The 6,964-nt window shown below is 64.7% G+C and carries 5 protein-coding genes; 2 read left to right on the top strand and 3 right to left on the bottom strand.

The annotated features are described in order from the left end of the window. Positions 1 to 115 precede the first annotated feature (115 nt). Entirely contained in the window at positions 116 to 1,063 is a 948-nt protein-coding gene (locus ACTHL0_RS02340; protein ID WP_440564975.1) for a hypothetical protein, read from the bottom strand. Positions 1,064 to 1,513: 450 nt separating this feature from the next. Between ACTHL0_RS02340 and ACTHL0_RS02335 the strand changes: the two genes are divergently transcribed. Together ACTHL0_RS02335 and ACTHL0_RS02330 are read left to right on the top strand one after the other, a co-directional pair. Next, a complete protein-coding gene (locus ACTHL0_RS02335) occupies positions 1,514 to 2,311 on the top strand; it encodes an ABC transporter substrate-binding protein (RefSeq protein ID WP_440564974.1) in 798 nt (265 codons plus the stop codon). Positions 2,312 to 2,542: 231 nt separating this feature from the next. Further along, on the top strand, positions 2,543 to 3,877 hold the full coding sequence (locus ACTHL0_RS02330; protein ID WP_440564973.1) for an EAL and HDOD domain-containing protein: 1,335 nt from the start codon (positions 2,543 to 2,545) through the stop codon (positions 3,875 to 3,877). Positions 3,878 to 4,007: 130 nt separating this feature from the next. Here ACTHL0_RS02330 and ACTHL0_RS02325 read toward each other — a convergent pair whose 3' ends face one another. Continuing rightward, complete coding sequence (locus ACTHL0_RS02325; RefSeq protein ID WP_440564972.1) at positions 4,008 to 5,462, bottom strand: HDOD domain-containing protein; 1,455 nt, start codon at positions 5,460 to 5,462, stop codon at positions 4,008 to 4,010. Between the two features lie 68 nt (positions 5,463 to 5,530). Continuing rightward, a partial coding sequence (locus tag ACTHL0_RS02320; RefSeq protein ID WP_440564971.1) for a putative bifunctional diguanylate cyclase/phosphodiesterase occupies positions 5,531 to 6,964 on the bottom strand: 1,434 nt, incomplete at its 5' end.

Below are 6,964 nucleotides of genomic sequence, written 5' to 3'. Positions count from 1 at the left end.
ATGCTCCTTGTGAATACGTCGAGTATTCCCTTCGTCGCATTCCTTGCGCTCGGCCCTTCTGGTAGCCAGCGCAAGCCTGGAATTAGCGTGAACAGGCCCTAGTGCCCTGTCCCGCTCACTCCTCAGGCACCACTGCTTCCCATCCTTCGGGGCAGTATGTGACGTAGGGATAGTATTGGCCCGCCGATTCGCAGTAGTACCAATACTGGCCGCTTCCAACAGCCCCATAGTCGACCGTGCCCGGCACAAACGGATCGGGATAAGGATAGACCGGCTCCGGATAGAAATACCAGAGTCCGCCCACGACCCACCACCAGCCGAATCGGCCATCGTGATGCGAATGGCGCCAGCGGCCGCCGCGCCAGACACGGGCGTCTCGATCGACAAACCGATGGATATTGCCGCGATAAGGGGCCGGAACTGCGCCATTGGCGCGCGGCGCGTGTTCGATGACGGGGCCGCGCGGTGCCCTACGGGGCATCGGCTCCGGCGCGCGGCCTTGACCGAAGTTTTGTACGCCGGCTGGGCCGTTGTTTTCCCGCATCGCCGGTGCGGCCGGGGGCGCGACAGGCGGCGAGACGGGCCGTTGGCCCAAAGCAGGGCTGGGTTGCGGGCCCCGTGCCGGCCCAGGCCCAACGGCCGGCCCAGGCCCAATGGCCGGCCCAGGCCCAATGGCCGGCCCAGGCCCAACGGCCGGGCGGCCTCCACCCGGGGGCGGCGCGGCGCCCGGGCCCCCGGGATGGACGGGACCGTGTACTTCCCGCCCTTGGCCCATGCCGCCAGGCCCTTGTGCTTCCCGCCCTTGGCCCATGCCGCCAGGCCCTTGCGCTTCCCGCCCTCGGCCCATGCCGCCAGGCCCTTGTGCTTCCCGTCCTTGGCCCATGCCGCCGGGGCCGTGCGCCTCGCGGCCTTCCCCCATGCCTGAGCGGCCATGCTCGCCGGCACCCGGGCCGGGGCCCACCGCCGATTCATGTCCGAGCGGCCGCTCTTGAGCGAGCGCTCCGGCCATTGACATGCCTGTGAAGCCGGCGACGGCGAGCGCGACGAGGGTGCTTGCGTTCATGACGCTCTCCCTGATTACATCTTCATGCCTTCAAGGATAGGTGCTGGCGGGAAAGAACGATGGATCGATAGCGACCGGCGCGATAGGACGCGGTAGCCATCGGCGCTCGCGGTCAGGCCTGTCTTCCGACGGATGCTCAAGATGCGATCCGCCTGGACCAGCCCGGCCGTGAGCTTCGCCGAGGCGCGATAGCACCGCATGCGGACCTTGCCCGCCCGCGACACGCAATTGCATCTTCGCGTGAGCGCATGTTCGCGTGCTCAGGCATCCGCAGCGGTTCCTCGCCTGCTTCATCGCGCGCGTCGCGGCTCCCGATACCCGTACAATGCCGGTCCCCCACTGCCTTGTGCGCTGCATCATGCGCGACGCAGGCATTTGAACGGCTTTTTTGGAGCAGCCACGATGCGCGTCAGATTCCACGTTGGTATTCCCTTTGTCTAGGATCGATTGATGAAACTGAACTTGCGGAAGAAGGTGTCGCTCGCGCTGGTCGCGGCGACGACGGTTGCGGCGGCCGGCAGCGTGTCGGCTGCGGATTTGAAGGAGCTGCGTTTCGGCCTCGAGGCGTCGTACGCGCCGTTCGAATCGAAGAACGCGTCGGGGCAATTGCAAGGCTTCGACATCGACGTCGGCAACGCTGTCTGCGCGAAGTTGAAGGTCAAATGCGTCTGGGTCGAAAACGACTTCGATGGCCTCATTCCCGCGCTGCAAGCCCGCAAGTTCGATGCGATCAATTCGGATATGACGATCACCGATCAACGTCGGCGCGCGATCGATTTCACCGACCCGATCTATACGATTCCCAACCAGCTGATCGCCAGGAAGGGCAGCGGGCTGCAACCGAGCGTCGCCTTGCTCAAGGGCAAGCATATCGGCGTGCTGCAAGGCACGATCCAGGAAACGTACGCGAAGGCGAAATGGGCGCCGGCCGGCATCGACGTCGTCTCGTATCAAACTCAGGATCAGGTCTACGCCGATCTCGTCTCGGCGCGTCTCGATGCCGCGTTTCAGGATTCCGAAGCGGCTTCCAAGGGCTTCCTGAAGCGTCCTCAGGGCGCCGGATTCGACTTCGCAGGCCCCACCGTCGCGGATGAGAAGCTGCTCGGCTCGGGCGTCGGCTACGGTGTGCGCAAGGGCGACAAGGCGCTGCTCGATCAGCTGAACGGCGCGCTGAAGGCGCTCAAGGCCGACGGCACGATCGACAAAATCGCCGCCAAATATTTTGACGTCAAGGTTGTCTTGAAATAGCCAAAAAAGCGGTCTGAAAGTCGCCTTGAGGCATGCATGAGGCCCGCATGGGGCGTCGCGCGGAACGGCGCCGCCCGTCATGCGCGGTGAGATGAAATCCGCGCCGCGCAGCGTGCCAAGCCTCGGTTTTCCTGCACCGCTTTACGGTTATAATCGCCCCCACCTGCGCGAAGAAAGATGACGTAGAGACCAGCGTCGCGCCGCTAACGTAAGAACAAGAAAGGAGGGGCGATGGGGACGATCACCGACTCGGCGCTGCATCCGGCTCAGGGGCAATCGGATTCCGCCCAAGCCGGCCATGTGCGCTATCCCGCCAGGGCGCCAATCGTCGATACGGACGGCTTGCTGCGCGGCTTCGAACTCCACCTGCGCGAGCTTCCCATCGCGGCTGGCGAAGACGCCGATTCCCAGAAGTCCACCGATGCCGCGGCGGCGCATCTGCTCGATGCGCTCGGCGCGAGCGATGTGCGCACAGCGCTATCCGGCCATCACGGATACTTGAACGTCAGCCGCCCGCTGCTGTTTTCGGATGCCATCGCCCGTCTCGCACCCGATCGCTTCTACCTCGAAATATCGCCGCAGCTTACGATCGATCCGGCGCTCATCGCCCGTCTCATGACGCTGCATGCGCGGCGCTATCGCTTCGTGATCGACGACGTGCGCCAGCCCGACGAAGCATTCGCGAAGCTGCTGCCGTACGCCTATGCGATCAAGATCGATCCTGCGCGCTTCGATCCCGAGCTGCTGCAGCGGCTCATGAAGGCGCTCAAATCGGCCGGCAAGCTGATGATCGCGCTCAACATCGAAACGCATGAAGCGTTCGAGCAAGCAAAGGCGCTGCACTTCGATCTGTTCCAAGGGTACTTCTTCGCCCGCGGCAGCAAGCTGAGCGCACGCCGGATCAACGCGCCGCGTCAAGCGCTGCTGAATTTGCTGCGCCTGCTCTCGGCGGATCCGAGCGTTGCGCAGCTGGAAGCCGAACTCAAGCTCAACCCCGTGCTCGTCATGCATCTGATGCGTCTGGCCAATTCGGGCGAGGCCAGCATCGGGCGCAAAGTCGCGACACTGCGCGACGCGATCAACGCCACCGGGACGAATCGGATCGCGCGCTGGACGCAATTGCTTCTTTACGCGGATGGCCGCAAGGTCCGTCTCGAAGAGGATCCGCTCGTGCAGCTCGCCGCGACGCGTGCCCGCTTCATGGAACTCGCGTCCACGCGGCTCGCCGCCGTGAACCGCAAGGTAGTGGACGGCGCTTTTCTGACGGGCGTGTTTTCGCTCGTCGATGCCGTGTTCGGCGGCACGCTCGAAGAGACGCTCGACGCCCTGACGCTGGCCTCCCATATTCGGGCGGCGATTTTGCGGCGGGAAGGGCAGCTCGGCACGCTGCTCGGGGCGATCGAATCGCTCGAGCGCGGCGATTGGGACGCACTCGATCGCGCGAGCGCCGCGCTGGCGCCGCTTACGTCATGTGAACTGGCTCAAATCGCGATCACCGCAGCCGCATGGGCCAGCACGGCCGATCAAAGCAAGGAAAACGAGGGGCTCGAGCGAATCGAGGAATGACGCCAGCGAGTGCGCGCCAGGGTGGTGCCGCGCGGGCTATCGGTATGCCAAGGCCCCGCGGCCCGATCATGATTTCATGAGTTCATGATTTGGGATCGCCGTTCGCCATGGGCTGTCGCCGGGCGACGCATCAAAGCGTCTCGAGCTCCCGTGCCGGCGCGTGGGCGAAGAACCGTCCCAATTCGCGCGCGAGCTCGTTCAGTGCGCTCATCTGCGTTTGCGAGACTTTGCGCTGTTCCTGGGCGAGCGACCAATCGCCATAGAGCAACGCGACTGTCGATTGATGGGCGATGACAGGCAGCAGCACGAACGAGCGGGCGTCGTCGAACGCGTTGCGATACCACTGCGGCAGCCGCGCCATCATCTTCGGATCGCGTGCGTTCTCGATGAAGATGCCGACCGAATTGGCGATGGCGAGGTGGAAGACATCAGGTTCGAAGGCTTCCTTGAAGAACAGCGAGGGGAGGGCACGTTCGACCTCGCGGCCAAATCCGAGCCTTGCCTTGTAAAAGCCCGAACCCTGACGCACGAACACGATCGTGCGCGTGAAGCTCAGTCCCGCCAGCACCGTTTCGGACGCGAGTGCGAGCACGGGGGCCAGCGCGTTCTCCGAGGGCAGCGCCCGCAAATCTTCCAAGCCGGCCGCGATGCGCGCTTCGGCGTCGACACTCGCGCGGGCGATGGCATCCGCATTCGCCCGCAGCTCATCGATTTCCCGCATGAACCCTTCGCCGGCTTCTTCGCGCGCGAGCGCGACCGTCATCTGTGCGAGCTGTTCAGGTTCGGACCCGAGGGCGCGGCTATAGCAGTGGGCCAACTCGGCGATCCGGGCTTCGCGGGTTGAATCGCCCATGTCGGCCGAACTGAGGACGTTGGCCACTTCGGTCGAATAGTTGGTGACCGCGCGCAGCCATTGCACCTGCGGCGCTTCCTTGGCTTCGGGCTCGAACGTGCCCATGCCCGCCCGGATGGTATCGGGCAGGCGCCAGCGCGTGGCGGCTTCTTGTCCGAGTTCCTCGAAGCTGACGCCCAGGACATCGACGCAGGCGTCCGCTTCATCGAACTCGCCTGCGATCGATTTCTGGCGGATTTGCTCCCATTCGGTTTCGAGGTAGAAGACGACGAGCAGCTTGCCGATTTGACGCATCAGCGTGCAGACGACGGCTTCCTCGCCCGCGCGCAGATCGCCTTGCTCGGTCAGCTTGCGGGCGACGCAGCCCGACAGCATCGTGCGGTTCAGTTCGAGCTTCGCGTCGATCCGGTGCGGTGCGCTGTGATGGAAGTGATCGACGAGCTTGAGACCGACCACGAGATGGCCGACGGCATCCATGCCGAGCACCATCAGGGCCCGCGTGACCGTTGTGATGTTGCCGCCGAAGGCCATGTACATGGCCGAGTTCGCGAGCCGCAGCACCTTTTGAGTGAGGGCGAAATCGGATAGGACGACTTGCACGAGCGCCGTGAAATCGAGGTCGTCGTTCGTCATGGCGGCCATCGTGGTGCGTAGCGACTGCGACAGCATCGGAAAATCGCCGCGTTCGCTCATGCGCGCCCACAGCTTATCGAGCAGCGCCGCCTTTACCATGTGAATCCCGTTCGAACCATACGCCTATCTGTTTGTGTTTGCCGCGCTCCGGTGGGGCGAAGGCCGCCTCACGCCGCCTCGTGCAAGCGCAGCACGCGGTCCTCGAAGCGTTTTGCCAACTCGTCGGACGGCAATGCTTTACAAACCAGCCAACCCTGAATGTGATCGCAGCCCATCGCCGTCAGCAACTCGCGCTGCGCTTCCGTCTCGACGCCTTCGGCGACGAGTTCGAGTTCGAGCGTTTGCGCAAGGCCGACCACGGCAGAGACGATCGCTTGATCGTTGCGAGAGGTTAGCAGGTTCTCGACGAAACTGCGGTCGATCTTTAGTTTAGCCAGCGGAAAACGTTGCAGATATGCCAGCGACGAGTAGCCGGTGCCGAAATCGTCGACGGCGAACCGGATGCCGATCGTCGTCAGGTCCTCCAGCAGCACCTTCGCGTGGGCCGGGTCTTGCATCAGCAGCGATTCCGTGATTTCGAAGACGAGCCGGCCCGGGTCCACTCCCGTCAGCGCCAGCGCGTCGCGCACGTTCTGGGTGAAGCGCGGGTCCCGGAACTGCTGCGGCGAAACGTTGACGGCCACGTACTGCATCACGATCCCCTGCGCGTCCCATTGCATGAGCTGCATGCAGGCGATCTTCAGCACCCAGTTGCCCAGGTAGTTGATGAGCCCGATCGATTCGGCGAGGGGAATGAACGTCGACGGCGGCACGAATCCATGGACGGGGTGATGCCAGCGGATCAGCGCCTCGACGCCGACGACCCCGCCGGTCTGGCTGCTCGTGATCGGCTGAAAATGCAGCGAAAACTCGCCATTGCGCACGCCGTCGTAGAGATCGGCTTCCAATTTCAGGCGCTCGGCATCGGCCGGATCAGCGTGCGCGCTATGAAAGGCGAGCGTATTGCTGCCCAATGCCTTGGCCTGCGCGAGCGCCTGATCGGCTCGGCGCAGCAGTTGGCCGTAGTAGCCGGATGCGCTGCTGTCGTGCGTCGGGTCGGGGTACAGCGCCACCCCTGCGCTGGCCGAAAGGTGCACGGGCTGACCGTCCACCACGTACGGTTGCTGCACCGCGGTCATGAAGCGCCGGCCGAGCGCTTCGGCCTCTTGCGCGGCCAGCTCGCGGGTGTCCGCGCGCACGAGCACGGCGAATTCGTCGCTCGTGACGCGCGCGAGCGTTTCGTTGGGCGTGACGAGCGCTTCCAGCCGCCGCGCCGTTTCGCGCAACAGGGTATCGCCGGCGTCGTAACCGAGCGCCCGGTTGACGCGCTGGTAATCGTCGAGATCGAGGAGCAGCAAGGCGGCGCCTGTGCCGCTCGCGTCGGCTTCTTCTTGAGCGTGCTTGACGGCGGCCGCGAGCGCCAGCCCGTTCGCCAGTCCTGTCATGCGGTCGCTGTGCAGCTCGTAGGTCAGACGCTCCTCGTTGGCGCGCCAGGCGGAGACGTCGAACGCGCTGACCGCAAAGCCCGGCGTGCCCGCGTGGGCGCTGGCGACCACGCGCAG

Source organism: Trinickia sp. (assembly GCF_051961175.1).
Classification (GTDB): Bacteria; Pseudomonadota; Gammaproteobacteria; order Burkholderiales; family Burkholderiaceae; genus Trinickia.
Note: the sequence above shows the minus strand (reverse complement) of the source record. Positions and strands in the feature narration are given on the sequence as shown.